The organism is Flavobacterium sp. MEB061 (assembly GCF_000834715.1).
In the GTDB taxonomy this organism is placed as follows: Bacteria; Bacteroidota; Bacteroidia; order Flavobacteriales; family Flavobacteriaceae; genus Flavobacterium; species Flavobacterium pectinovorum.
Genome location: NZ_JXQR01000005.1, coordinates 138,604 through 165,550, shown reverse-complemented (window position 1 = coordinate 165,550; position 26,947 = coordinate 138,604). Strand labels below are relative to the sequence as shown.

Below are 26,947 nucleotides of genomic sequence, written 5' to 3'. Positions count from 1 at the left end.
TTTTGAAGTCTTGCTTCTTGCATCTTTGTTCTATTTTTCTAATTACGAAGTGGTTTTCCTTTAGTTAACATATATTGAATTCTCTCTAAAGTCTTTCTCTCAGTACATAAACTCAAGAAAGCTTCACGTTCGATATCTAATAAATATTGTTCAGATACTAAAGTTGCTTCAGATAAATCACCACCGGCCATTACATAAGCCAGTTTGTTAGCGATTTTTTTATCGTGCTCAGAAATGTATTTTCCAGCTTCCATTTGGTCTGTTCCAACTAAGAACATTCCAAGTGCTTGTTTACCTAAAACCTTAACATCAGTTCTTCTGATAGGCTGTGTGTAACCCGCTTCTGCCATTAACAAAGCATGTTTTTTAGCTTCAGCGATCTGACGGTCTTTGTTTACTACAATAACATCTTTACCATGCTGCAAAAGTCCTGTATCAAAAGCTTCATAACCAGAAGTCGAAACTTTTGCCATAGCGATTGTTAAGAAATATTCTTGAAGAACGTTCAATTCCACGTCGTTTTTGCGGAATAAATCTGAAGCTCTCAAAGCCATTTCTTTAGATCCGCCACCACCAGGAAGTACACCAACACCAAATTCAACTAATCCCATATAAGTTTCAGCAGCAGCAACGACTTTATCAGCATGTAAGCTCATTTCGCATCCACCGCCAAAAGTCATTCCGTGAGGCGCAACCACAACCGGAATTGAAGAATAACGAACGCGCATCATCGTGTCCTGGAACAATTTAATAGCCATGTTCAATTCGTCATATTCCTGCTCAACTGCCATCATGAAAATCATTCCGATATTGGCTCCAACAGAGAAATTCGCTGCCTGATTACCAATAACCAAACCTTGATATTCTTTTTCAGATAAGTCGATTGCTTTATTGATAGCCTGAAGAACATCGCCACCAATTGTATTCATTTTAGATTGGAATTCTAAGTTCAAAATTCCATCTCCTAAATCCTGGATAATTGCACCACTATTGCTCCAAACTTTTTTACTTTCGCGAATGTTGTTCAGAATAATGAATGAATCTTGTCCAGGAACTTTTACTTGTGATTTTGTTGGAATATTGTAGAAGAAGGTCGCTCCTTCTTTAACAGAATAGAAACTTTCGCTTCCGGAAGCTAACATTTCAGTAACCCATGCAGCAGGCTCTAAACCTTCAGCTTTCATGATTTCGATTCCTTTGGCAACACCAATCGCATCCCAAATTTCGAATGGACCATTTTCCCATCCAAAACCGGCTTTCATAGCATCATCAATTTTGTATAATTCGTCTGAGATTTCAGGAATTCTGTTTGACACATAAGCAAACATTCCGGCGAAACTCTTACGGTAGAATTCACCCGCTTTATCTTTTCCTTTCACTAAAACTTTAAAACGATTGATTGGTTTATCGATAGTTTTAGTTAGTTCAAGCGTAGCAAAATTTGCTTTTTTAGCAGCGCGGTATTCTAATGTATCTAAGTCTAAAGAAAGAATATCTTTATCTACTTTTTTATAAAAACCTTGTCCTGTTTTGCTTCCTAACCAATTATTTTCCATCATTTTGGTGATGAAATCAGGAAGTTTAAACAATTCGTGTTGTTCGTCTGTCGGGCAGTTTTCATAAATACCGTTGGCAACGTGTACCAAAGTATCCAAACCAACCACGTCAACGGTACGGAAAGTAGCCGATTTTGGACGACCAATTACCGGACCAGTCAATTTATCTACTTCTTCAATCGTTAATCCCATTTCTTTTACCAAATGAAATAAACTCTGAATCCCGTAAATACCAATTCTGTTTCCAATAAACGCCGGAGTATCTTTAGCAACAACCGAAGTTTTTCCTAAAAATTTAGAACCATATTCGTTTAAGAAATCCAATACTTCAGTAGAAGTTTTTGGACCAGGAATAATTTCAAATAATTTTAAGTAACGCGCAGGGTTAAAAAAGTGGGTTCCGCAGAAGTGTTGTTGAAAATCTTCGCTTCTTCCTTCGCTCATAAAATGAATCGGAATACCAGAAGTGTTAGAAGTAACCAAAGTTCCCGGTGTACGGAATTTTTCAATTTGTTCAAATACCAGTTTTTTGATATCCAAACGTTCAACTACAACTTCAATAATCCAGTCAACATTGGCAATTTTTGCTATATCATCAGTCGTATTTCCAGTCGTGATTCGGCTTGCAAATTTTTGACTGTAAATAGGAGACGGTTTCGATTTTAATGAATTCGCTAAGTGCTCGTTTACCACTCGGTTGCGAACAACTTTGCTTTCAAGCGTTAATCCTTTTTTAGTTTCAGCTTCTGTCAACTCGCGTGGTACGATGTCAAGCAGTAAAACTTCAACACCAATATTGGCAAAATGGCAGGCTATTCCTGAACCCATGATTCCGGATCCAATTACAGCAACTTTTTTAATCGTGCGTTTCATAGTAGTTAATATTTGTTTTTTATTTGAATTTGAAGTTTCCCGTTTTGATAAAAATCAGGTTATTCATTTTCTATTTTTCTGTTTGGGTAAATATGTTTTTGTCCTGAATTAATTCGTTTATAATTTCAGAAACTTCGATAAAATGTTTCAGTTTTTCGTCAGAAACATGTTTTCTAATTGTTTCATTAAATTTCAGAACTGTATTTTTAGATAAATCTCTTTTTTCTTTTCCAAATTCAGTCAGGTAAATTAAAACACCGCGACCATCACTTGGGTTTTTTTTGCGAACAATCAAACCTTTGTCTTCCATAGATTTCAATGTTCTGGTAAGGCTCGTAGCTTCCATTCCCATTCTTGGCCCTAAAGCTGTCGACGGGGTTCCTTCTTCTTTGTCAATACTTAAAAGAGCAAATCCGGTCGCCATTGTTGCGTCGTATTTGGCTGCTTCTTCATTATACATTCTTGATACAGCTTGCCAGGTGGCTCTTAAAATATAATCTATCGTTTTGTCTTTCATATTGTAACTATATCGATTTCAAATATAATCAAAAAATACTATGCATGCATATAATTTTTTAATAAATTTTTGGTTAGTAAAAAAATCCCTCTGAAATAGAGGAGTTTAGGGTTAGTTTTGGAATTGAAATATACTATTCTTTTTTGAGATTTATACAAATTTAAGATTCTAAAAAAAGATTATGCCTCTTAAATAGCCCTTTAATTATTCTTTATGTAAAATAATAAGAGTTTAAATGCGAATAAATTTTATTCATCATAACGGTTTAATGCCTTTTGAAGTATCTTTTTCATGCGATTTCGAAGGTTTTCCGGACGCAGAATTTCGATTCCGTCGCCAAAGCCCAATAAAAGGCGTTCCATTTCATAATTAGGCGAAATAAACAAATGCACAATAACACTTTTATCTTCGTTTTCCTGAATCAGTCTTTGACTTTGATGCAAGGGTTTCGTTAATACATAAGGTGCATTTTCAGGGTTTACCCAAAGTTCAATGCGTCGCGGCTGCAAACCAGAATTTACCGTTACGCCAATAATATTCTTATAAAACGATTCAGCATCAAAATCTTCTTCTAAATACGGAAGATTAAAATCGTAGTCAATCGCAATAATTCTGTCCAAAGCCAAATTGCTCACAGGAGCAGAGCCTTTTTTCTTCCCGATAAGAAACCAGCGATTATTGAATTCTTTTAATATAAAAGGATGAAAATGAAACTTACTTTCCTCAATAGATTTAAATGATTTATATGTAATAACAAGCGTAACCTTTTTAATAATCGCCTGATAAATTTCGTCCAGATAATGAAGTCCTTTTAAATTGTCGTTTTTATCGAGATAAATAACCGGTTTGGTATGCGATTTTTCGGCGTAGATTTTATCCTCCAAACGCTGCAGAATATCTGATACATCATTAAATAACGAGAAATCCTTAAATTGTTTCAACATCGAAACCGTCTCCGTCAAAACATTCATATCGGTTTCCGTTAGTGGAATATCCGTTATCGAAAATTCGTCATCTTCATATTTGTAATACTTTTTATCGTAAACCACAATTGGCGCGTTATAACCCAGTTTTTCACTTCGCATTAACTGAATATCCATTTGAATGGTTCGTTTGCTAATAGAGTTTTCGCGGCCTTCGTATTCAAACAAAGCTTCAGAACAAGCTTCAATCAAATCCTCCAAAGTCCATTGCCGGTATTTATTTTGTAGACATTTGTCTATCGTTTTATACCGAATTAAGGCGTTTTTATTTTGAGACATTTTTATATGTTTAAACTTTAAATTATGAATTGATTTTGATTACTTTTTTAGTGTAAATAAAATCTTATAATTAGCTGATTGCGTTATTTTTATTAAAATTTATTGAATAGGCATTAATTCTTGATTTGTTAACTTAAGTGCTAAAAATACACTTTTTATTGTACTGCGCAAAATACTTGCGCATTGGGTTGGTTACTTCTTTTTAAAATGGGTATTTGTACTATTTTTTTGTTTAAGAAAAACGTATACTTTTACGCCTCAAAAACAAATTCTTTTCTATGAGGAAACTCTACCTATTACACCTATTTTTTGTTTTATTAATTACTTCTTCGGTTTTCGGTTTTAATACAACCGATAAGAATTTACCAATTCATAACAACAATATCAACTTTGTTGCACCACCCAATGTAGATTTTACTTTTACCAATGACGGTGCATGTTCCGGAGCTCCGGTTAGCTTTAATCCTGTTGTAAGCGGCGGTGCTGCCCCATATAAATATGTATGGAATTTTGGAGATGGAACTCCTAACTCAACAGAAAGTAATCCGAGTCATAGTTACACAGCGTTAGGTTGTGGTTTTCAAAATTTTAATGTAACACTTACCGTAACAGATGCTAATGGCGAAGTAAACTCGAGAACAAGAACTGTTTCTGTAAAACAAAAACCCGATTTAAAATTTGTAGACCAGAATAATCCAGGATCTAGCAAACCTTTTGAAAGATGTGGAGATAATAACTCGAATCCTAAATATACGATCAATGTTGGAAATAATTCTACTTCAGTAGGTTGTATATCAGCATACAATGTAGATTGGGGCGATGGAACTTCTGAAGCCAATGTTATTTTTCCAAAAACGCATGAATTCCAAAAATTGGGTTCTTTTAATATGGTCATAACCGCAAACGGAAGTAATGGTTGCAGCAATTCAATTACGTATGTCGTTAAAAATTCCAATAACCCAATTGGAGCTCTTATCGCTCCGGGTAATACAACCAATTTATGTATACCGGTTCCGGAAATGAATTTTGCGATAGGATCGTGGGGATTAAATCCCACAAGTACTAGATATGAGATTAATTATGGCGATGGTGCGGGACAATCATTTACGCAAGCTCAATTAGAAAGCTCATCTTACTATAATGCAGCAAATCCTCAAGCTTCATTAAATTTCCCTATACCTCATAAATTTACCAGAGCTAACTGTCCAAATGGAAATAAAGTTACATTAATTATATATAATGATATTTGTGGAACATCTACAATTCTAGAAGCTGGACCTATTATTATTTTAGATGTTCCACAAGTAAGTTTTAATGTAAATAGTATTGCATGTGCTAATACATACACCTCTTTTAACAATACAACTTACGCAGGATATACTAACGGATGTAGTACTACGAATGTTTACACCTGGAATTTTGGTGACGGAACTCCTGTATCAAGAGAAGTTAACCCAACGCATGTTTATACAACACCCGGTACATATACCATTACATTAAATGCAACAACGCCTTGTGGAGCAGGAAGTGCATTTCAAAGACAAATATGTGTAGAGCCTATACTAGAGCCTAATTTTACTTATGGTAATGCTTGTGCGTCGAGTAATCTTCAAATTACAAATACGACAAATACCACTTTAAGCTGTGGAACGGAAACTTATTATTGGGAAGTTTATTATTATGTTGAAGGTTTTTGTGGTAAAGAAGCAGTTACTGGAACCGGAAGAGGCCAGTGGAATTTTGCCAATGGAACCAATTACTATTCTAAAGACCCTGTTTTTAATTTTATAATGCCGGGCACTTATTATGTTAGGTTAACAACAAGGAATTCTTGTGGAATAGACCGATCTATTTCAAAAGAAATACAAGTTAAAAAACCGCCTGTTATTACTTTGGCACCTATTTCTGATTTTTGTAATTCGGCAACCATAAAACCTGTTGGAAAGGTAGAAGAAACTTGTTCCCCAAATAGTGAAATTACTTATAAATGGACTTTTGACGGAGGAACTCCATCTTCCTCTACTTCGTTGAATCCGGGATCGATAAATTACACCACGAGTGGGGATTATAAAGCTGTTTTTGAAGTTACAAATAGCTGTGGTACTACTAGAGCGGAGAGAAATTTTTCGGTCAATACTGTTCTTTCGCCAGTAATAACGCCAAAAACAATACAAATTTGTAGTGGTTTGTCGTTTCAGGTTACGCCGTTTTCAAACGGAACAGACAATGTACCTGCAGGAACAACTTATATTTGGTCTACGCCAATAGTTTCGCCACCAGGTGCTGTAAGTGGAGCAAATGCACAATCAAGTCCTGTTTCAACAATTAGTCAGTTTTTAACCAATAATACAAATAGCCCTGCTACCGTAACGTACACAATATCGCCGATATCTAAGGTTTGTCCGGGACCTAATTTTACCATTACCGTTACCGTTGATCCTTTGATAAAAGTGGTAGAAACTATAAAAACCGTAACCTGTTATGGGTTAAGTGATGGGGCAATATCAATAACCGTAGCTGGAATTCCTTTTCCTACTGGAAATCCGTACAAATTCTCGTGGACAGGTCCTAACTTTAGTAGTACAGATCAAAATATTTCGAATTTAAAAATGGGTACTTATTACTTGACTGTTACCGATAACGGAAAATGTCCTTTTGTAAAAAGCTATTTTGTTGGCGAGCCAGATCAATTTCAAATTCTATCACAACCTAAAACGGACATTACATGTTTTGGAGCAAATGACGGAAGGATTAATCTAAATGTTATCGGCGGAACTCAGCCTTATAAATATGTATGGACAAAAGACGGAGCTGCGTTTCCAATTAACTCCGGCAATCTTTCTAATTTAGCACCCGGAAAATATGATGTAATTATTACAGAGGCAAATAGCTGTAATACGCTAACAGGAAGTTATACCATTATCGAACCGCCATTATTAGAATTAACCTATATAAGCCAGACTAATATTTTATGTTATGGATATGCTACGGGAGAAATTAATGTAAAAACAGTTGGTGGTCGGGTAACCGAAATATCTCCGGGTGTGTTCAATTACAGATACAGATGGACAGGTCCAAACGGATATGTAAGTACAGTTCAAAATCCGAGAAACTTGTATGCAGGAACTTATAATTTAACCGTTACCGATAATTCTGGTTGTACGGATAATTTGCAGGTTGTTGTACTTCAAAATGATGAAATAAAATTAAACTACACCAAAACAGAGATCGCCTGTTATAATTATGCCGATGCTTCGATTACCATTAATAGTATTACAGGTGGAGTTCCGTTTACAACCGGAGATCCTTATATTATTAAATGGAGCAATTTAGGTACAGGACTTGTGCAGAATAATTTATCTGCAGGAACGTATATAATTACCATTACAGATTCATTGGGTTGCCCTAAAGTGTTTACCATAATTATTGACAATGCGCCTGTATTTACCATTAATCCAAACGTAAAACAAATTACTTGTTTTGGGCAAAAAGACGGGCACATCCGTTTAAATCTAGTTGGAGGAAAAGCCCCTGTTAAACTCGTTTGGGATGATGATGCAACAGCAGGAATTGAAAGAAATAATATTGGGCCCGGAGATTATTCGGTAACGATTACCGATGCCAAGAATTGTCAAATAAAAGAAACATTCAAAATTGTAGAGCCTTTATTGCTGGAGATCAGAGCAGATGTTTCGAATCCGTTAGAGTGTGAGAGGGCAGATACTGGGCAAATCAATTTGGTAGTAACCGGTGGTACGCAGCCGTATTCATACAGTTGGTCAAACGGACAAAGAACCGAGGATTTAGCGAATCTTGTACCGGGAAAATATACCGTAACCGTAACAGATGCCAATGGCTGTAAACAATCAGATACCTGGACAATTACCCGATTTGACCAGCTTACGCCAACTGTTGAGGTTTTAACCGATTTTAATTGCGAGACTAAATATGTAAAACAAACTTTCGTTGGACACGTAAAAGGTGGTATTCCGCCTTACACCTTAAGCTGGTCTGATGGTGTTATTACAGGAGCCAATAACGAAATTATGAATACCGAGAATAACGGTTTAATCATCTTTAGTGTTACAGATAGTTTTGGCTGTAAATCAGATTATGCATTGAATGTCGATACGCCTGTTTTGGGTGAGGCTAATTTTTCAACGGGTTCTTATGGTAAAGAAATGTTCGATTTATACTCGATTTATGATCCGGTGAAATTTACAAATCTGGCAACAGGCGATTTCGTTAGTACTTCATGGGATTTTGGAGATGGTGTTTTTTCAACAGAAGAAAGTCCGGAACATATTTATACCCGAGTTGGAACTTATACCATAAAACAAACCGTTAACTATCCTTTTGGATGTCAATACAGTTATAGTGCAACAATAGTGGTTGAAAAAGGGTATAATCTTATTATGCCGAATGCGTTTACACCTAATAATGATGGTTTCAACGATACATTTGCGCCCGTATTTTTGGGATTGTCCGACATTACTCTTGACGTTTTTGATACGTGGGGAGCCGTTGTATATTCAGAATCCGGGATAAATATTAGAGGATGGAATGGAAAGATAAAAGATTTAGATGCCGAAAACGGTAACTACTATTACAAAATCACCTTAAAAACCTTTTACAATCATACGGTAGTAGAAAAAGGACCATTCACATTAATTAAATAAGCAACAAGATTTACAATGAAATTAAAACTATTTTTTATACTAATAACATGTTGCTTTTTTTCGCAGGCAAGAGCGCAAGATCCAATTTTTACACAATATTTTTTAATTCCCGAAACGCTTAATCCAGGATTTTCGGGTTTTATGGAAACCACTTATGCCGGTATAATTCACCGCGAACAATGGCCGGATCTTGATCTGAGAATAGATACAGATTATGCATTTGTAAACACGTGGAGTGATGAAATTAACAGCGGTTTTGGAGTCAGTGTCTTAAACCAGAGAGAAAATGTAACCAATTATAATTTTTTTGAAATCAATGCCAATTATGCGTACAAAGTACGACTAAATGATTATTGGTTCTTTAGACCTGCTATAGAAGTAGGTTACGGAATAAAATCGTTTGCATTTCAGAATTTATTGTTAGAAGATCAGATTAATATAGGAACGGGCGTTATAAATCCAAATTCAAACGACCCCATTTTATTAAACAGTAAAGTCAACTTTTTTGATGTTTCTGCGGGAATGGTTTTTAATACCGATGAAATCTGGATTGGACTTTCGATGAAACATTTGAATAAACCCAACATTGCCTTTAGCTCACAAGGAAATCTGCCTTTAAATACTTTTTTCTCCCTAAGCGGTGGTTACGAATTTCTTATTGCAGATTATATAGATGCGGTATTCCTGCCGTATGAAACTAAGTTTTTTGTAACATCAAACTACATGCAACAAGGTCGTTATAACCGATTTGATTTGGGAGCTTCGATACTATTCGAAAAAATATTTTTTGGTGCTACAGCCGTAACAAATCCTGCAAAAAACGGAATGAATGGCGATTTGCTAACCTCTGTAAACTTATTTACGGGATTGCAGTATGAAAACCTAAGACTAGGATTATCATACGATTTAAACACTACCAAAATTGGTAAAACGGGAGGTATTTATGAATTATCCCTAACGTATCAATTTAGCTTAGCTAAAAAATGTTTTGGCTGCCCAAATTACGAAGGCAAAAGATAAAAGAAAAAGACATTTTTACGTATAGCAAACCCGACAGGTTTTAACAACCTGTCGGGTTTAACAACTGTTACGATATCAAGTCAATAACAAAATCTCCTTTTCAATATTCGTTCTCGCTTTTTCTTCAAACAAATCTCTAAAGGTTTTAGTTTGAAAAATAAATTCATTTTCCAAAAAATGTTTCAGGGCTTTTGCGCGTCCGGGTTTGTATAGAAAATCAGGATAAATGCTATATTCCTTTCTAATCTGTTCAAAATAAATTTGATATTCATTCCAGTCTCGCGCGAGAATTTTCAAATCAAAATCAATTAGCCAGTTAATATCTTCAATTTTATTGCGTTGATGAAGCTGCGTAGCGCAAATCATATCAAAAACCAATTTTGCATTGAGATTGGTTTCTTTCGGAAGAATCTTTACGGCATATTCGGCACTTTTCAGTTCATTATCTTTTTTACTGCTTTTATAAACGTAATCGTGATAAAAAATAGAAAATAAAACTTCGTTGGGAAATTTTAATTGATTACCATACGTTTCAAAACATTCAATCATGTCTTTTATATGAGTCAGATTATGATAATGTCTTGATTTATTGGAATATGCCTTTTCTAAATCTAACCAATTTTGCTCAATTTCACTTTCTCTGAAACCAATATTGGTCAATAATTCAGAATATATTTCTTTTAAATTCATGTTGTTTTTATTTAAATCTGATGAAAAGCTCTATCGGAGTTTCATATTTATAGCCAATTTTATACGGTATAGTAGTTTAGCTCCAGCGGAGCGTAATATTTATAGCCAATTTGTAAGGGATAGTAGTTTGGCTCCATCGGAGCGTAATATTTATAGTTTATTTAGGTATTCTACAAAAGCTCCATCGGAGCGATATTTTAGGTTTTTATTTTTATTAATAAAATAATCCCACCCCCATGGGTTTTTTCAATAAATTCCTAAAAACTATAAATATGCTGTTCCTATGCGACTTAAGCTATTTTGATAAAATAATCTTTACTCAAATATAAAATTCTTTTTTTACTGCGCAAAATAATTGCGTAGTGATATTGAAATCTTTGTTCAAGAAATAAAAACAAACGTTCATACAAATAAAAAAAAAGAATAAAACAGGTCAAGTTTAAGTTACTTCGAAAACACTTTCCAATGTACACACTTACACCATTACCTTTTATTCAATTTAAATTGAGGCAGTAGCTCAGCGGTAGAGCAGGTAGTTTTGAAATTATCCTTCAAAGGTCAATCACAACTTACTTCGTACACTTTTAATGTCCGGGTCGTGGGTTCGAATCCCATCTGCTTCACTATTAATGGTCAATTAAAACTTACTTCAGAACACGGCTAATTTCGGTTCGAATCCGAACATAGTTTTAAAATCATCATTAATAAAATGAGGGTCAAGATTAACTTACTTCTTCGGGGAAACCCGACAGCCCATTTATGTTAGTTAATCCATTACACTCAAATTTCAGGTCAAGTGTTTCTTACTTCAAAATCTTTTAGGTAGAAATCAGAAACGCAATTATCTAAATTTTAAAAATTAAAAAAAATGAAAACAAAAGAATTATTAAAAATCAGTTTGCGTCAAAACGCTATTTTCATTCCATCAGAAATGATTGCGAATGACAACAAAAATTTATCAGGAACAACATCGGTTTTATTGGCCAATGTTTCAAAACTTGGATTTACATTTTCTGAATCGTTGTTATACGCTTTAAACAATGTAAAACCAAATTATAAAGTGGAAGTTTTAGAAGTACTAAGAGAAGTTTTAGGAACCGATAAAAACTGGACGCCTTTGGTGAAAGAATGGAATATCCCAACGGGAGAATCTGTTTTAGATCATGTTGTGACGTATTTCTGGAATGTTTTAAATATAAAAAGAGGCACAACTTTGCAATGCGGACATATTATTCCGGATAATACTTTTCCTTTAGAAAGATACAACGGTTGTCCGTTTTGCGGAACTCCGTTTGAATTCGGTAAAATCGAAAACTTAGGTCAGGGAAGTAAATTAAAAGTATTGGATTTATGGTCAGAAAAAGAATTGCAAGATTTCTATAAATCGTTATTGCAATCCAAAACTGCTCTTGACGCTACGCAGGTAGAAAGTTTAAAAACGGCTTTGAAATATTTGCCTTTGCCAAAAACAGATATCGCCATGAAGGAAACTTTAATGTTGGTAATCGATATTTTAATTGAAGAAGGTCAAGCCGAAAATGCATCTCAGTACTTTAAATCGCCAACAGATATTTTAAGATATTTATGGTTTAAAAATACAGGTTTATTGCAGATAATCGAACCAAAAACAATAATCAAAAGAACATCAAAAAACGCCCAACATTTTTATAATGTTTTGGATACAAGCGCGCAGGCAAAAATTGCATCTCAAAAAGATTTGAAACTTAAATATTCAAGAAAAGAATGTTTGATGGTGGCAAACTGGTTGAACAATCTTGATATGGATGTTGAAACGATATGCGAAATCATGCACCCAAAAAGAGGAATGTGGGTTCGTGTGATCAGAGCGTTGCGTTTGGCAGAATACAGCAAAAGAAAAGGCTTTGAAAAATTGGCTTTTTTAATGGATGTATTTTACAACCAGGTTTATGACGTTTGGCAAAGTAAAGTAAACACATCAAGATTGAAGTTTGATGCCGATAAAACATTTGCGTTGTTAAAACAACGTCCAGGATTGTTTGCGCGTTCTTTATTTTCGAATATGCTTTGGTTTGGTGCAGACGAAACGGTGGCACATTTTGAAGGAATTATTGATAAAGTTCCGGCCAGATTAGTGTTTACTTTAAATATGTATGCACAAAATTATTTTGATAAAAACATGCAAAGAAGCGTGAAACCTTTAGGCGGAACAAACAAACGTATTGCGCCAAATGCATTATTGAATTTGTACGACGAAGCACAATTAGAAGCGATGAAAAATCAAATTGAAGCGTTGTGCCTTTTAGCGATGAAGCAGCGATTTGTGGCAATCGCAAACCCAAACAAAACGATTTATATTGATCCGCAATTGTTTAATATGCCAGTTTCGATTGGTGATAGAAGCGAGACGGTTCAGGATTTACCGGTTGCTTTGATGGGAACACGTTTCCCGATTGAAGGTAACGAAGTACGATTGTTTATGCAATGGGGAAAAGATTTGCAGGCACAGCATTTAGATATGGATTTAAGCTGTCATATCGCTTATGAAGATAAAGCCGATATCTGTTCTTTCAGCCGATTGGAAACTGTTGGTTGTAAACATAGCGGTGATATCAGACATATTCCGAATAAAATTGGAACGGCAGAATACATCAACATCAACATCGACGAATTGGCGAAAGCCAGCGCCAAATTTGTAACTTTTACCTGCAATGCGTACAGCAACGGAAGTATTACACCAAATTTGGTTGTGGGTTGGATGAACAGCAAATACCCGATGAAAATCTCTGAGAAAACCGGAGTTGCCTACGATCCGTCGTGTGTAGATCATCAGGTTCGCGTTACGCAAAATGTTGCCAAAGGTTTGGTTTTCGGAGTGTTGGATGTAGCCAAAAGAGAAATCGTTTGGTTAGAAATGACTTTCGGAGGACAAGTTGTCGGAGGTTTGGATTTTAAAGGAGTTCAGGCATTATTGGCAAAATTAAGCAGTAAATTGAATATTGGTAAATTGTTAGAACTTAAAGCAGAAGCCCAAGGTTTAACAATCACCGAAGATCAAAACGCTGATGAGGTTTATGATTCAAAATGGGCGATAAATGCTGCGGCAGTTACGCAATTATTAATTGATTAGTAAGAAGGTACAGAGTTACAAAGTGACAAAGGTTTTTGTGGAGTAGCGCTGCAGTGCATTTTCGCAAAGTGTGGTAAATTTAATCTCGCAAAGTCGCGAAGTCGCAAAGTTTTATTGAAGCTGTAAACCTACTGTTTGTCATCTCGACAGAGGAGAGATCACATAAAGTGAAGACACACAGTACGTCGCTCTCTGGATGCGATTTCTCCTCTGTCGAAATGACACAAAATGAGTTGACATAAAATAAGGAAAGAAAATCTGCTCAATCTGCTCAATCTGCGTGAACAAAAAAACTTTGCGCCTCTGCGTCTTTGCGCGAAAATTAATAAAAATAAAACTACGCAAAATAACTGCGCAGAACAAAACAACCTTTGTACTATCAAAATACAAAAAACATGAAAACACAAATAAACGGTACAGATATAATAGAATTAGGATTCCCTGAAGGAAAAATAATTGGAATCGCATTAAAAATAAACAGCAAAAGACACGGGTTTAAACGTGATGAAATGATAGCCAATTTCAAAAACGTTTTAGAAACACCGGAAAATTATATAGACGACGCTATTTTTAGCAAATTAGCCATTGCCTTAATCGAAAAAGCAAATGAAAAACCGGAAGATTTCATCGCTTTAAATCAAAACCCGAATGCATATGCTTCTTACGGAGCAGAACATATCGAAGACGGCGCGAGAAAGCAAATGGAAGTAGCGATGCAATTGCCCGTTACGGTTGCCGGAGCATTAATGCCAGACGCGCACCAAGGTTACGGATTGCCGATTGGCGGAGTTTTAGCGACCAAAAATGCCATTATTCCGTATGGTGTTGGAGTTGATATTGGGTGTAGAATGGCGTTATCGGTTTATGATATTGCAGAAGATTTTTACTTTGAAAACGAAGCCAAATTCAAAAAAGAATTAATTGCCAATTCCATTTTTGGAGCGGGTCACGGTTTCCACGGACAATACAAATCAGATCACGCGGTTTTAGAAAACGATGCTTTTAATATGACTCCGTTTGTGAAGAACTTAAAAGATAAAGCGTGGTCGCAATTGGGTTCTTCCGGAGGTGGAAATCACTTTGTCGAATTCGGAATCATGGAATTTGCAAAAGACGATGCGGTTTTGAATATTCCGAAAGGAAAATATGTCGCTTTGTTAACGCATTCCGGTTCACGCGGAATGGGCGCCACAATTGCCGGACATTATACGAAAATCGCCAAAGACGTTTGTAAACTTCCAGAAGTGGCTAAAAATTTAGCCTATTTGGATATGAACTCACAATTGGGTCAGGAATATTGGATGGCTATGAATTTGGCGGGAGATTACGCTTCGGCTTGTCATGAAATTATCCATAACAAATTGGAACGCGCTTTAGGTGCCACAATTTTAGCCAAAGTTGAAAACCACCATAATTTTGCCTGGAAAGAAATCTGGAACGGCGAAGAAGTGATCGTGCATAGAAAAGGCGCAACTCCGGCCGGAAAAGGCGTGATGGGAATCATTCCGGGAAGTATGACAGCACCGGGATTTTTGGTGAGAGGAAAAGGTGAGGAGAACGCTATAAATTCGGCTTCGCACGGAGCAGGAAGACAAATGAGCCGAACACAAGCCATAAAAAACATCACAAAAAACGAGATGAAATCGATTCTGCAGCATCACGGCGTTACGCTTATCGGAGCAGGTCTTGACGAAGCCCCAATGGCCTACAAAGATATCAATCAGGTGATGGAAGCGCAACAGGATTTGGTTGATGTTGTAGCAAAGTTCACCCCAAAATTGGTAAGAATGGCGGATGACGGAAGTAGAGAAGATTAAAAAGAGATGCAAGAAGAAAGAAGCAAGAGAATAGAGTAAAGAGAATAGATGCAAGAAACAAGAAGAAAGAAACAAGAGAATAGAGTAAAGAAAATAGACTTTAGAACTAAGTTTTGTAGAGTCTTTTTTCTTTCATCTTTGCTCTTTTCTCTCTCTTAAAACAAAAAACATAAAGACTAAAAGAGCTAAAACCATAGAACCTTAGCCTCTTAGAATCTTAGTAACTTAAAAAAAATGAAAACATACATAGATATCGGAATTAATTTAACGAATAAACAATTCCACAACGACATAGACGATGTCGTACAAAACGCTTTAGATGCCGACGTATCGCAAATGATACTAACCGGAACAAGCGTAAGAAACAGCGAAGAATCATCGCGGATAGCAAAAGAATATCCCGGAATATTATATTCCACAGCTGGAATTCACCCGCATGATGCGCAGCGTTTTGATGCGCAAAGCATTTCGAAACTGCGAAATTTACTAAAACAAAAACACGTAGTTTCAGTAGGCGAGTGCGGACTCGATTTTGATCGTGACTTTTCGCCCAGAAATATTCAGGAAACGTGTTACAAAGCTCAATTAGAATTGGCGATTGAAGTGCAGAAACCTTTGTTTTTGCACGAAAGAGCTGCTTTTACAAAGTTTCTGGACATTACAAAAGACTATTTGCCACGATTGCCAAAAGCCGTTGTGCATTGTTTTACGGGAACTTTGCCCGAAGCCAAAACCTATCTCGATAACGGATTCTATCTTGGTTTTACCGGAGCAATATCCGACAGTAAACGTTTTGATCATTTAAAAGAAGTGATTCAGTACGTTCCGCTTGACAGAATGATGATCGAAACCGATGCGCCATTCATGCTTCCGAAAAATACACCAAACAATCTCCTCAAAAAATACCACGAACGCCGTTGCGAACCTGCTTTTCTGCCTTTTGTTGCAGCGACGGTTGCGCAGTTTAAAGGGGTTTCTTTGGATAAAGTAGTGGAGGAAACAACTCTAAGTTCTAAAAGCTTTTTTGGGATTTAAGGTTTTCAAACCTTTTAGATATTTTTATAGAGATTTTATTTGTTGGCTTTTAAATTCAGGTATTTGTACTGGGTTTAGAGGCTTTTTGTTTATATATATTTGATGAAGAAAATGTTTAAAGAATTAAAAAAGTTATGAAAAACCGTAAAATAATTAGTGAAATTTTGTGCATCTTTGATGAAAGTGATCTTTAAAGCAACAGCAACAGGCTATGATTTATATAAACCCAAATGATGATAAAATTAAAGAGGCTTCAATAAAACATTATCATTTTATTAGATATGTTATAAAAAAAAAGCTAAACGGAGATATTTTTGATGAAATAAAGCCTCACGAAGACATTCCAAGAATTTATAAGGTCAAAGTTTCAGGGAAAATTTTAAATTTCCTTAATGATGAAGATAATTTAAGAAAAATTTTAATTGGAATGCCTGATGAATTAAATGAAATTAAAGATTTTTTTTCTGGGGATGAAAACAAATCTTTAAAACTTCTTTTTAATTATGATAATTGGGTTAAAAAAGAAGCATTTTATGAGTTTTACCATCCATATGATTTGGCAAAAAGTTTAAATATTAATACCTGTATCTATTGTAATAGATTATATACAAAAACTGTAATAAAAGAAGATACAACAACAATTACTAGACCTGAATTTGATCATTGGTTTCCACGAAGTGAGTTCCCTCTTTTAAGTCTTTCTTTTTATAATTTGATTCCAAGTTGTCATGTCTGTAATAGTTCTGTTAAAAGAGCTAATTTAATGACTTTGGAAAATCATTTTCATCCATACTTAGATAAAAATTCAGTTATCAATGAAGAAATTAAATTTAGTTATTATAATAAATCACTGAATGAATATGGATTTAAGTTAATAACAAAAGAAAATTCAAAAGGAAGAAATACAGTTGAAGCTTTTAGACTTCAAGAGATTTATCAAACCCATGAGGATGAAATTGTTGATTTAAGAAAAATTAGAGATACTTATTCTGAAAGTTATTTGCAAAAACTTACTACCCAATTTACTGGACTTGCTATTTCAGAAGAAGAGATTTACAGATTGGCTTTTGGAGTTTACAAAGATGAGTCAATGTTTGATAAAAGACCATTAAGTAAAATGAAGAGAGATATTTTAATTGAATTAGGAATAATTAAAAAAGATGGATAAAAAAAATATAAATAATTTTCAAATTATTGCTATTAAAGCTTTGCCAAAGTGTTCGGATGATTTTACTAAAATTTTAGAGAAAGATAAACTATATTATTTTTACCAAAATTATGAAATTAAGAAAATTAAAAGAGTTGAAACTATTATTCAAAAAAATAAAGAAAGTTACCCTGAAAGTTTGTTTGACATAAAAGGTGAAAATGGTGATATTTCGATAAATGTTTCGGCAATTGTTGGTAAAAATGGATGTGGAAAAAGTTCGATAATTGATTTACTATTTAGAGCAATAAACAATATTGCCTATAATTTTAAATATGTCAAAGACGATAAGCATAAAACTATAACCGCTGATTTGAAAGTAGTAATGGGAATTCATGTTGAATTTTATTTTTTTACGGATAAATTTTATAAAATAGTAGTTGAAGATGAAAAATATGAAGTTTTTAATTTTGACAATAAAGGAAGAATAATTCAGAAATCTAATAAATATTTTTTCTCTTTAGAAGATTTTTTTTATACTGAAGCAGTAAATTATTCCCATTATGCTTATAATAGTAATGAATTTGGATTTATTCATAAGAGTAAATTTATTGATTGGTTAAAAGAATTATTTCATAAAAATGATTCTTATCAAACACCTTTAGTTCTTAATCCTATGAGAACTAACGGTGATTTTGAAATCGCTAGAGAAAATGAATTAGTAAAACAGAGAATTTTAGGAAATTTATTAAGACCCATTAAAAATGGGAATGTAAATTTCAGAAAGATTGGTGATAATTTGATAGCTACTAATCTTAGTTTGAAATTAAAACCAATAAAAAATAATGTCGAATACTGGGACAAAGAGATAAAAAATAAGAATAATAGGCCACATATATTTGATTTAAGTGTTTTTACAACAGAGGAAAGAAATTATATAGTTAAGATATTAATGTGTAAAATTGTTAATGTTCACAATTTTGATTTAAATATTTTTTCAGAAAAAAAATATAAAACTGCCAGATCATATATCATTTATAAATTAATAAGTATTTGTAAAAAATACGATGATTATAAAGACTATTTATTACCAAAACATCTTAAATTCGATTTGACATTATTTATGCAATTTATTGATAAATTATGTCTTGATACAAGTCATATTACTTTTAAATTAAAGCAAACATTAAATTATTTAAAAAATGATTATTTAAATTTTACGGATAATAGTACAGAAATAACTTTAAATGAAGTTTCTAAATCAATTGAAGAAATTAGATTAGATAATCAATCAATATTAGAATTAATTCCCCCTCCAATTTTTGAAATAGAAATATTGTTAACACCCATAATTGGAAATTATAAGATAATAAAATTTAGTTCTTTAAGCTCGGGTGAAAAACAACAAATTTACATGGTAAGTTCATTATTGTATCATTTAAGTAATTTAGATTCTGTTGCTGGCGATAAAATAAAGTATAAAAATATAAATATTGTTTTAGAGGAAGTAGAATTGTATTTTCACCCTGAATTACAAAAAACTTTTATTAAGTATTTTTTGGATAGTATTGCAAGAATTGAGTTGAAAAACATTAAATCTATAAATATCTGTTTTGTTACTCACTCACCATTTATTTTATCGGACATTCCAAGAGATAATATTATGTATTTAGAAATTGAAAAAGGAAAAACGACTCAGATACAAAAAGAGAGAAAGTCATTTGGAGCAAATATTCATGAATTGTTAGCCGATAATTTTTTTATGTCAGATGGTTATATTGGTGCATTTGCTCAATTTAAAATAAACAAAACTATAGAATGGTTAAATGATGAACTTCAAAGGAAAAATGTAGTAAAAAAACAAAACGAAAGTATTAGTTTTATATATAAATCTCAGCCTGAAGAATTATTATATCACAAAAATTTAATATCATTAATTGACGAACCAATTGTAAAAATAAAACTTGCCGAAATGTTGGCAGAAATTAATTCTGATGAAGATATTTACTTCGATGCATTGATCGATGAGCAAATAAAACAATTAAATAATCGCAGGAAGATTATAAAACCATGAAATATCTAAGCTCTGACATTCTAATTCAGCAAAACCTCCTGACTTCGTCTTAAGAGTAAAAGGTAACCTTTTCCCTTTCAGCCAAAACCAAACACTCATAAAGCCCAACAACTTTATCAAGAGGATTTAATGAAATAAAAATATAAGTGTTTTTGATAAATATGGTTTTTCTTGCTTTTTATGTAAGTAAAGTAAATAGTAATTTTCAATCTTTATATTTGCATTATAAACTTCATGAAAAATGAATTACAAAATATCATTTCAGGAAAGAGCTAAGTTAGGCATGGAAATACTTGCAAAGCAAGGTCCTGTAACTTTAGAACAAGCAAGAGCACAGGTAAAACGGCTTAAAGAGGCGAGTACATCAAAAGTGAAGAAACAGCTTTAATATTAAATAAAAATAGCAATCTAAAAAAAATCCGTATAAATCAGCGTTTTCGCGAAAGCGAATCCGTATTATCAGCGTCTAAAATCGCCCCAACATCAGGGCGATTTTCTTTAATATAAAATCTAATATCAGGAAACCATCATCTTAACCCCCAAAATATGCTTGCAAATTCCTCTTTTGCCCTGATAAGCCGTAAACCAGTCGCAAGTACATTTTTGCGAATTATTGTCGATAATTACTTTGTGTACAACGCCGGAACCTTTTACTTTGGCTTCGATATAATCGGCTCTTCGCTCGACGATTTCGATGTCTTCGTTAGCTAATAGTTTTTTGGCATTTTTAAGTCTTGGGTTTAGTGATAAAATGCGTTCGGTTTTAAAAGGGAGACGACGGTAGAAATGCGCTTTTTCGCTTAAATCATAACCCAATAATCCCATTGAGGATAAATTAGATGTCAAGTTATCCATCGTGCCAAAATCAATGTCATTTTCGATAGAAAGCATCGTTGGGTCAAAAGTTTCGTTTGATTTTAATAAACTGTTCAATCCGTAAACCCATTCTATGGGTAAGTTTTCGGTCATGGTTTCCAGTACATTTCCTTCGCCCGAAAATCCTCGGTACAAATCAGGAGAAAAAGCCATTAAAAGCTGCATTTTTCCAAATTCGGCGACTATCGCACATGTTTGTTTGTCTGACGATTCGTAGATGAAAATTTTATCTACAATAGCCAGAATTCCTTCTAACAAGCGCAACCTTTGAACGCCTCCAATTCTAACACTATCGGCTGTTGCCAAAGTCGAAAACATAAATTTTCCGGCTCTTTTGGTTATGAAAAAATCGCCTTTTACAGACCCTTTTGGTAAACTTTGAAACAACTGAATCGTCTGAATTTTATTCAATTCAAACTTAATATCCATATCTGCCAGATACAACTGAACGCTCGTTAAACCTTTTATCCAGCGCATCGGTAAGGTTACTTTTTTCTCGGTCACTTTTGCTTTGCTCGTAATAACCTGAACATCCTGCTGACCAACGGCAAGTGTTACTTTTTCGTTTTTCTGAATTGCATTTAAAGCATTCAGCATCGGATCATTAAAATCGACATTCGTTGTTCCGTTAGCAATAAATTCACCATCGATCGCTTCGGGTTTCATATCCAGTCGTACATAAACGCCGTTGCAGGACGAAAACCCTTCGAAACGTAAACGCTCAGATCCTGCCGAAACAATAGGATCACGAAGACTTGGCGGAATGGGGCCAAAACTGGAACGAACCACTTTGGCAATCGTAGTCCAGCATTTTGCGGTAACATAAGGATCGGTTAAACTTCCCCAGAAAAAACACGGAATGTTATTGACTTCTTCGATTTCGGTTTGATGTGCCAAAACCAGATTATTAATGCCTTTGGTTTTACTGTAAGTCGAAATTCCTTTATAATTATATTCTAGATCTGTCATTTTCTTTATTTTAAAATTTGCTTAATCAATGATTTAAGCGATGCATTATCTTTCCATTTTTCGAAGAAAACAATGGCTTCCGCAGATGGTTTCTGATTGGTTTTGGTTAAAATATCAAGATAGTTTTCGATGATTTTCTTGAAGTTCGTTGGCAATTTTTCCTTTAAATCAAGAGTTGAAAAGAACGAATTAAACAATTTCAATAAGGCATTGTTATGCAAAGGCGAAACATCTTTCAGGGCAATTAATCCGTCGACCAATCTTAAAAAAACACCATATTTTTCTGTTGTGAGATACGCTATTTTCTGAGCAAAAAGTTCAACATCAATAGCTTGTTTTTCGATTAGCTGAATCAAAACTTCGGATGCCAGTAAGCGTAAATCTTTTTTCTCCTGAAAGAAAGTACATGCAAACAATAGCAGACTAATATCCGAGAATCGAAATTCCGGGCGGTTTATAATCTCAAGAAATCCTTTTAATTCTGGTTTTGCTCCATCGCCGGTTACGCAATTTTGCAATAAAGTCAATGCCAGTGCATCTGAATTTTGGGGTGTAAGACTATGCCAGAAATAGGTGTTTCCTGCATAACTTAGTAAATAATCCCAATCGTTTGACCGCTGATAAGCATCAAGGCTGTACAGCAAATAATTTGGAATTTTAGAATAATTAGGCAAATCAAATTTTAGTTCGTACCACGATGGCGTTCGCTCTTTTTCTTTGGTTTGATAATTTGTCCATTCGTTCCATTTTTCTTTAAACTGAACATTTGGTTTAAAAGGAGACACCACAAACGGAATGTCTTTCAGATACGTATTTTCAAATTCAGCAAAAGTATCGTTAGGATAAAAAGTTCTTGCCGCAACTGCCCAAAGCGATAATTTTCCGGTTTCTTTGGTCGTTTTTCCCATTGTTGCCAATAGTTTCGAGAACATAGAAGTCTCGTCTAATTCGATTTTAGCGTTTACGCCCAGACAAAACGATAATAGGGATTTGAGTTCACCTTCAATTTTATCCAATAACGGAATGGCATCTTCGACATTTTCTCTCGGCATACGCGCGATTGCAATAGCAAGATCGACAGAATCAATTTCTTCATTGGTGTTTTGATACGCAATAACCCTTTCTAACAAAACTTTTGGAGCAACCCAATACGGTTTATGACTCGGTAAAGAGAGCAGGGGCAAAGTAGAATTTGAATCTATTTTTTGCTGAACTTTTTCGAGTAAAGGCTGCATCAACAAAGTGGTATTAATCTTTGAATAATGATTGACTTTACTATTGAATTTGTTATCGATGTTGGCGATTTTAGATTGCAAAAAAGCCTTCACAAAATTTTTATGAACTGCTTCAAAATAATGTTTCTGCAATTGTTTTTCATAGGGCTGCAATTGCGCTGCATAATCTGCCGGAAACAAATCCCGTTGTGAGATATAAATATTCAAAAGAATTTCTGCATCTACAGTTTCATCAGAATTTATGAAATTTCCAAACTGAAAAACAACATCATTCCAATCCTTTGGCAACTGAACTTCGTCTGTAAGCAATAACTCTTTTTGAGGTTCAAATACATATTCTTCTAAAGCAGAATGATCGACAACCAGACTATCTTCATCTAAAAATTGCGTTAATCCTGATTTTATATTTCCCTGCATCATTGTTACGTACGAAGACAATTTCTCTTTAAGAACCTTATCTTTTACGTTGGCAATTTTGGTGATAATTTTGGTAGTGCGTTCCTGCAAAGCCAAATCTGCAATGACATAAACATCAGCAATAATGGATGCGATTGCCGGGCTTAGTTTCGGGTTTGATTTGGTTATTTTTTCTAATATTGGCAGAACGTTTTTAATGGCCGCTTTGCAATCGCTGCGCATCATTAAAGGTTCCAGCCATTCCAGGAATGATTTAGTTTTGAATTTTGGATGATCGTACATTTTCTTGATCAATTCAATTCCGTAACTTGTTATTGGTGGATACGGATTGTGTAAATAAGAGAATATATTTTCCTGATGAATGATAAGTTCATCGGCTGTAACATTAAATTCTTCGATTCTTTTTCTAAAAAAAGATTTCAGGTTATTGTTCCATTCTTTGGTTTGAATCAGTATGGCATTTTCGATAAAAAACGCGCGATCCATCTTTTTTTCTTCTAATAAAGATTGATAAATAACGGTCCAGGTCTGAAATTCATCATGTTTTTGAGCATCATTATCTCTAAAGAAACTATTGTGCAGAATCGTTTCATAGTTAAACAATTCCGGAATATCCCTTTGATAAGTTAGTTGGTCGTTTAACGAATTATTTACAAATTTCCGGGTTTTCATCTTGGCGCGCCACTCATTAGTTGCCGCAAGAGTCAAAGCGTATAATTCGGCATTATATTGCAATAAATCCTGCTCTTCTAATTTGCGCAGAATATGATAATTAAATCCAACCCAGTCTTGTCTTTTTACTTTGTCTAAAATAAAGGTATCTAGCCAATTGGGTTTTGCCCACAATAAAACATCCAGAACAGTAGGCCTTTCGTCTATTTCATTCAATAAACTCAAAGCTTCATCCCAGGAATTGATTTCGGTTTTATCGAATAATGCAATGGCACTAAGGGTAATAATATCACTTTGTTTTTTATCGCCGCGGGTTCCCCAGCCATAATCGTGTTTGTCTTTTTTTACATAACCCGGATCTTTTGTAAGATCAGTATATGTCATAAAGTAACGCTTACTTTTCTTAATCTGTTTTTTTAAAGCCTCAATATTTCCTTTTAATTTTTCTTTTAGAAAAGGCAAAAGCAAATCAATATTTTTAGATTTTATGATAGTGTCATATTCTTCAATAACTTCATCAGACTTATTGCTTTTAGCTGTTTTTGGTTTTGAATCCACAGCAACATCACCGGTTTCTGAATATCCTTTTTTTACTTTTTCGGCAAGTATTTTTTCTGCTGATTTCAGACATTCTTCGTCTGTAGAAAATGATTTGGTTTGAGAAGTTCCCGAAGTTCCGTTTTTGCCGTAAGTCACCGTATATTCTAATCCTGTAACTTCAATTTGCCAAAACTTATCGGAATTTCCATCGATGTATTTGAGGTATTTTTTCATATTTGTTTATGGGCTGAATGAGAGTGCGTATATTCTCAAAAATATAAAATTATTAAGGTTTTGTCGGGCTTTTCAGGGAAAATTTAGGTTAAAATTTTTAAACAATCCGATAAATATTTCAGGACTAATACTATAGAATTGTTAAATTATATTAATAAAACGCTTACATTTGCCCCGAAATGAAAATGAAAAACATACATATCAATCTGTCAGTAAGACAATGTAGCGATCGTTTAGCGGGATTTCCTCCAGCTAAATGCTCAGGATGTAGTATGTATTTTAATGAATTGAAGTGTAAATTGTAGTTACAAACTCAACATAAATATATAAAAGCGTCCTTATCGGGGCGCTTTTTTTGTTTTAGATGCCTTTGGCATCTCTCAGTTTGAGAAATATTGATCGCTCAGTATGGCATAAAAATGATAAAAAATAACCCTTAACTAAAAATAATTAAAAAAATAATTGACCAAATGTTTAATGATTAAACCAAATAGCGAAATATAATCTTGAAAAGTAATCTGATGAGAGACAGTCATTTGATAAAATTAAGGATCTGCACAAGTATGCGGACAGGAATTTTTATGGTTTTAATTAATTGGTAACTATTTGATTGTCAATAGAATAATTTTAAAAATGATTTGGATAATTGGTTTTTTAGACTTTATCTTTGCCGAAGAAAATCTGAAACAAGAATTTCAATACTAACAATGATTTCAAAATATAATACAACATATAAAATGGCTTTTAATAAAAACATACATAACGCAAAACTGCTAAATCCGAGTTCATATCTTGGATGTTTAACAATACAGGTGCATGAATACAGGCAATAGGATAGTTATATCGTATTTAATCTCATGAAGCACCTTTAACCGGGTGCTTTTTTTGTGTCCAAAAATAAATGATTTCGTAGCTCAATTGGCAGAGCGCTTGACTGTTAATCAATAGGTTGAAGGTTCGATTCCTTCCGAAATCGCTCGTTCTCTAGAAAGAACTGGCTCATTGGGGTTACTGGCTAACCTTCCCGACTGTCTCTCGGGAGAAACGGGTTCGACTCCCGTATGAGCCGCTTTTTTAAAGGTGCTGAGGTTCTGAGGGACTAAGGTTCTGAGGAAAAAGGTGAAGAGGTAAAAAGGTACAAGGTTGAAAAAACTTAGAATCTTAGTCCCTCAGAATCTTTAAAAAAAAACTGGGAAGATAACGGTGGTTGTTTACCCGCCTTGGACGCGGGAGGTCGCAGGTTCGAATCCTGCTTCCCAGACAAATGGAAATACGCTAAAGCTGGAGAGTTAGGGCGGTCTGTAAAACCGTTGTCTTTGACTGAGTAGGTTCGAATCCTACTATTTCCACAAATTTCAGGTTTAAATCCTGAATAATATTCCGAACATAACCCGATTTGAAGACGTTAGACAAGTCTATTTATCGACTATAATTGATTGGATAAATTAAAATATTATACTGCGCAGAATTATTGCGCAGTGTCATTTGAATATTTGCTGAGGAAATAAAAACGTTCTTTTAAAAATCGAAATACATCAAAGAAAACTTTGATTTACAATATCAAACAAGTCCTGTTGCGTGTTTCTGTATAGCACCATTGTAGGGAACTTTCCGCGAAAGCGAATTATGTTTTTCTATGCAACTTGATTTGAAGGTTTCCGATAGTTCGCCAAAAAACTATCCCACACTCTATGTGTCGTGGGTTCGATTCCCATTCGCAGCAATGCGATAGCTCAGTTCGGTAGAGCAATAGAAATTGCAGGTTCGATTCCTGCACCATTCCTGAAGGGATGGTTGGACGAATGGTAAGTCAACAGACTGTAAATCTGTCAGAGCGCATCACTCTTAAAAAGATGCTCATTAGGAAAAAACTGATTTGTCTTTGTCAGTGAAGCTAGGATTTTGGGATCCGAATTTCACACTCACGATAAAACCAGTGCGAACAGAAATGTATTTTGAGATACTCTTTTCCTTTTCGGTTTGATTGTCTTAGCGATTTTTTTAGAATTTAGAATCGCTTTTACAAAATAGAATCGCAAACAATTGGAGTAAACAAAGTACAAACTATTCGTCCGTTTTTCTCGGAGGAGAAAGGCAAAGAGGTTTTTTTTATTTAGAAAGAGAGAAAAGAAAATAGAATATAGAATATAGAGAATAGACTTTAGAATAAAGAATAAAGAATATAGAATATAGGTTTTTCAACGGTTTCATAACTTTAAACCTGA

General features: G+C 34.3%; 14 protein-coding genes and 6 tRNA genes. 14 read left to right on the top strand and 6 right to left on the bottom strand.

The genetic code is table 11. From position 1 onward, the window contains the following. Nucleotides 1-38 precede the first annotated feature (38 nt). The 3 genes from RT99_RS02255 to RT99_RS02245 all read right to left on the bottom strand — a co-directional run bounded on the left by RT99_RS02255 (nt 39) and on the right by RT99_RS02245 (nt 4,208). Complete coding sequence (locus RT99_RS02255; protein ID WP_042563103.1) at nt 39-2,429, bottom strand: 3-hydroxyacyl-CoA dehydrogenase/enoyl-CoA hydratase family protein; 2,391 nt, start codon at nt 2,427-2,429, stop codon at nt 39-41. A 70-nt stretch (nt 2,430-2,499) separates the two neighbouring features. Continuing rightward, on the bottom strand, nt 2,500-2,946 hold the full coding sequence (locus RT99_RS02250; protein WP_042563102.1) for a MarR family winged helix-turn-helix transcriptional regulator: 447 nt from the start codon (nt 2,944-2,946) through the stop codon (nt 2,500-2,502). 248 nt (nt 2,947-3,194) lie between these two features. Continuing rightward, complete coding sequence (locus tag RT99_RS02245) at nt 3,195-4,208, bottom strand: YafY family protein (RefSeq protein WP_042563101.1); 1,014 nt, start codon at nt 4,206-4,208, stop codon at nt 3,195-3,197. Between the two features lie 278 nt (nt 4,209-4,486). Here RT99_RS02245 and RT99_RS02240 point away from each other — a divergent pair, with 278 nt between their 5' ends. Continuing rightward, on the top strand, nt 4,487-8,887 hold the full coding sequence (locus RT99_RS02240; protein WP_042563100.1) for a T9SS C-terminal target domain-containing protein: 4,401 nt from the start codon (nt 4,487-4,489) through the stop codon (nt 8,885-8,887). Between the two features lie 15 nt (nt 8,888-8,902). Then, complete coding sequence (locus RT99_RS02235; protein WP_042563099.1) at nt 8,903-9,907, top strand: type IX secretion system membrane protein PorP/SprF; 1,005 nt, start codon at nt 8,903-8,905, stop codon at nt 9,905-9,907. A gap of 75 nt (nt 9,908-9,982) precedes the next feature. On the opposite strand, the gene RT99_RS02230 is transcribed toward RT99_RS02235, so the two are convergent. Further along, the gene (locus tag RT99_RS02230; RefSeq protein WP_042563098.1) at nt 9,983-10,597 is read right to left on the bottom strand and encodes a hypothetical protein; all 615 of its coding nucleotides are present in this window, start codon (nt 10,595-10,597) and stop codon (nt 9,983-9,985) included. Between the two features lie 506 nt (nt 10,598-11,103). On the opposite strand from RT99_RS02230, the gene RT99_RS25240 reads away from it, so the two are divergent. The 7 genes from RT99_RS25240 to RT99_RS25235 all read left to right on the top strand — a co-directional run bounded on the left by RT99_RS25240 (nt 11,104) and on the right by RT99_RS25235 (nt 20,167). Continuing rightward, nucleotides 11,104-11,220: transfer RNA gene (locus RT99_RS25240), tRNA-OTHER, on the top strand. A 245-nt stretch (nt 11,221-11,465) separates the two neighbouring features. Further along, nucleotides 11,466-13,706 carry a prokaryotic RING finger family 4 gene (locus RT99_RS02225; protein ID WP_042563097.1) on the top strand — a complete coding sequence of 747 codons (2,241 nt, stop codon included), beginning with the start codon at nt 11,466-11,468 and terminating at the stop codon, nt 13,704-13,706. 395 nt (nt 13,707-14,101) lie between these two features. Continuing rightward, complete coding sequence (locus tag RT99_RS02220) at nt 14,102-15,523, top strand: RtcB family protein (RefSeq protein ID WP_042563096.1); 1,422 nt, start codon at nt 14,102-14,104, stop codon at nt 15,521-15,523. 234 nt (nt 15,524-15,757) lie between these two features. After that, the gene (locus RT99_RS02215) at nt 15,758-16,558 is read left to right on the top strand and encodes a TatD family hydrolase (protein ID WP_042563095.1); all 801 of its coding nucleotides are present in this window, start codon (nt 15,758-15,760) and stop codon (nt 16,556-16,558) included. Nucleotides 16,559-16,769: 211 nt separating this feature from the next. Next, nucleotides 16,770-17,726, top strand: coding sequence for a hypothetical protein (locus tag RT99_RS02210; protein ID WP_042563094.1), 957 nt, complete (start codon nt 16,770-16,772; stop codon nt 17,724-17,726). After that, nucleotides 17,719-19,779 (top strand): AAA family ATPase, encoded by a 2,061-nt coding sequence (locus tag RT99_RS02205; RefSeq protein WP_042563093.1) that lies wholly within the window; start codon nt 17,719-17,721, stop codon nt 19,777-19,779. The genes RT99_RS02210 and RT99_RS02205 overlap by 8 nt, the downstream gene beginning before the upstream one ends. A 241-nt stretch (nt 19,780-20,020) precedes the next feature. Then, on the top strand, nt 20,021-20,167 hold the full coding sequence (locus tag RT99_RS25235) for a hypothetical protein (protein ID WP_165587173.1): 147 nt from the start codon (nt 20,021-20,023) through the stop codon (nt 20,165-20,167). Nucleotides 20,168-20,295: 128 nt separating this feature from the next. On the opposite strand, the gene RT99_RS02200 is transcribed toward RT99_RS25235, so the two are convergent. Both RT99_RS02200 and RT99_RS02195 read right to left on the bottom strand, forming a co-directional pair. Further along, nucleotides 20,296-21,624, bottom strand: coding sequence for an SWIM zinc finger family protein (locus RT99_RS02200; RefSeq protein ID WP_042563092.1), 1,329 nt, complete (start codon nt 21,622-21,624; stop codon nt 20,296-20,298). Between the two features lie 5 nt (nt 21,625-21,629). Then, the gene (locus RT99_RS02195) at nt 21,630-24,722 is read right to left on the bottom strand and encodes a DUF6493 family protein (RefSeq protein WP_042563091.1); all 3,093 of its coding nucleotides are present in this window, start codon (nt 24,720-24,722) and stop codon (nt 21,630-21,632) included. A 903-nt stretch (nt 24,723-25,625) separates the two neighbouring features. Here RT99_RS02195 and RT99_RS02190 point away from each other — a divergent pair. The 5 genes from RT99_RS02190 to RT99_RS25220 all read left to right on the top strand — a co-directional run bounded on the left by RT99_RS02190 (nt 25,626) and on the right by RT99_RS25220 (nt 26,506). After that, nucleotides 25,626-25,698 (top strand) — tRNA-Asn (locus tag RT99_RS02190). Between the two features lie 20 nt (nt 25,699-25,718). Beyond that, nucleotides 25,719-25,791: transfer RNA gene (locus RT99_RS25230), tRNA-Asp, on the top strand. Between the two features lie 120 nt (nt 25,792-25,911). Continuing rightward, nucleotides 25,912-25,983: transfer RNA gene (locus tag RT99_RS02185), tRNA-Pro, on the top strand. 5 nt (nt 25,984-25,988) lie between these two features. Then, nucleotides 25,989-26,071: transfer RNA gene (locus RT99_RS25225), tRNA-Tyr, on the top strand. A gap of 373 nt (nt 26,072-26,444) precedes the next feature. Further along, nucleotides 26,445-26,506 (top strand) — tRNA-Ser (locus RT99_RS25220). Nucleotides 26,507-26,947: the final 441 nt, after the last annotated feature.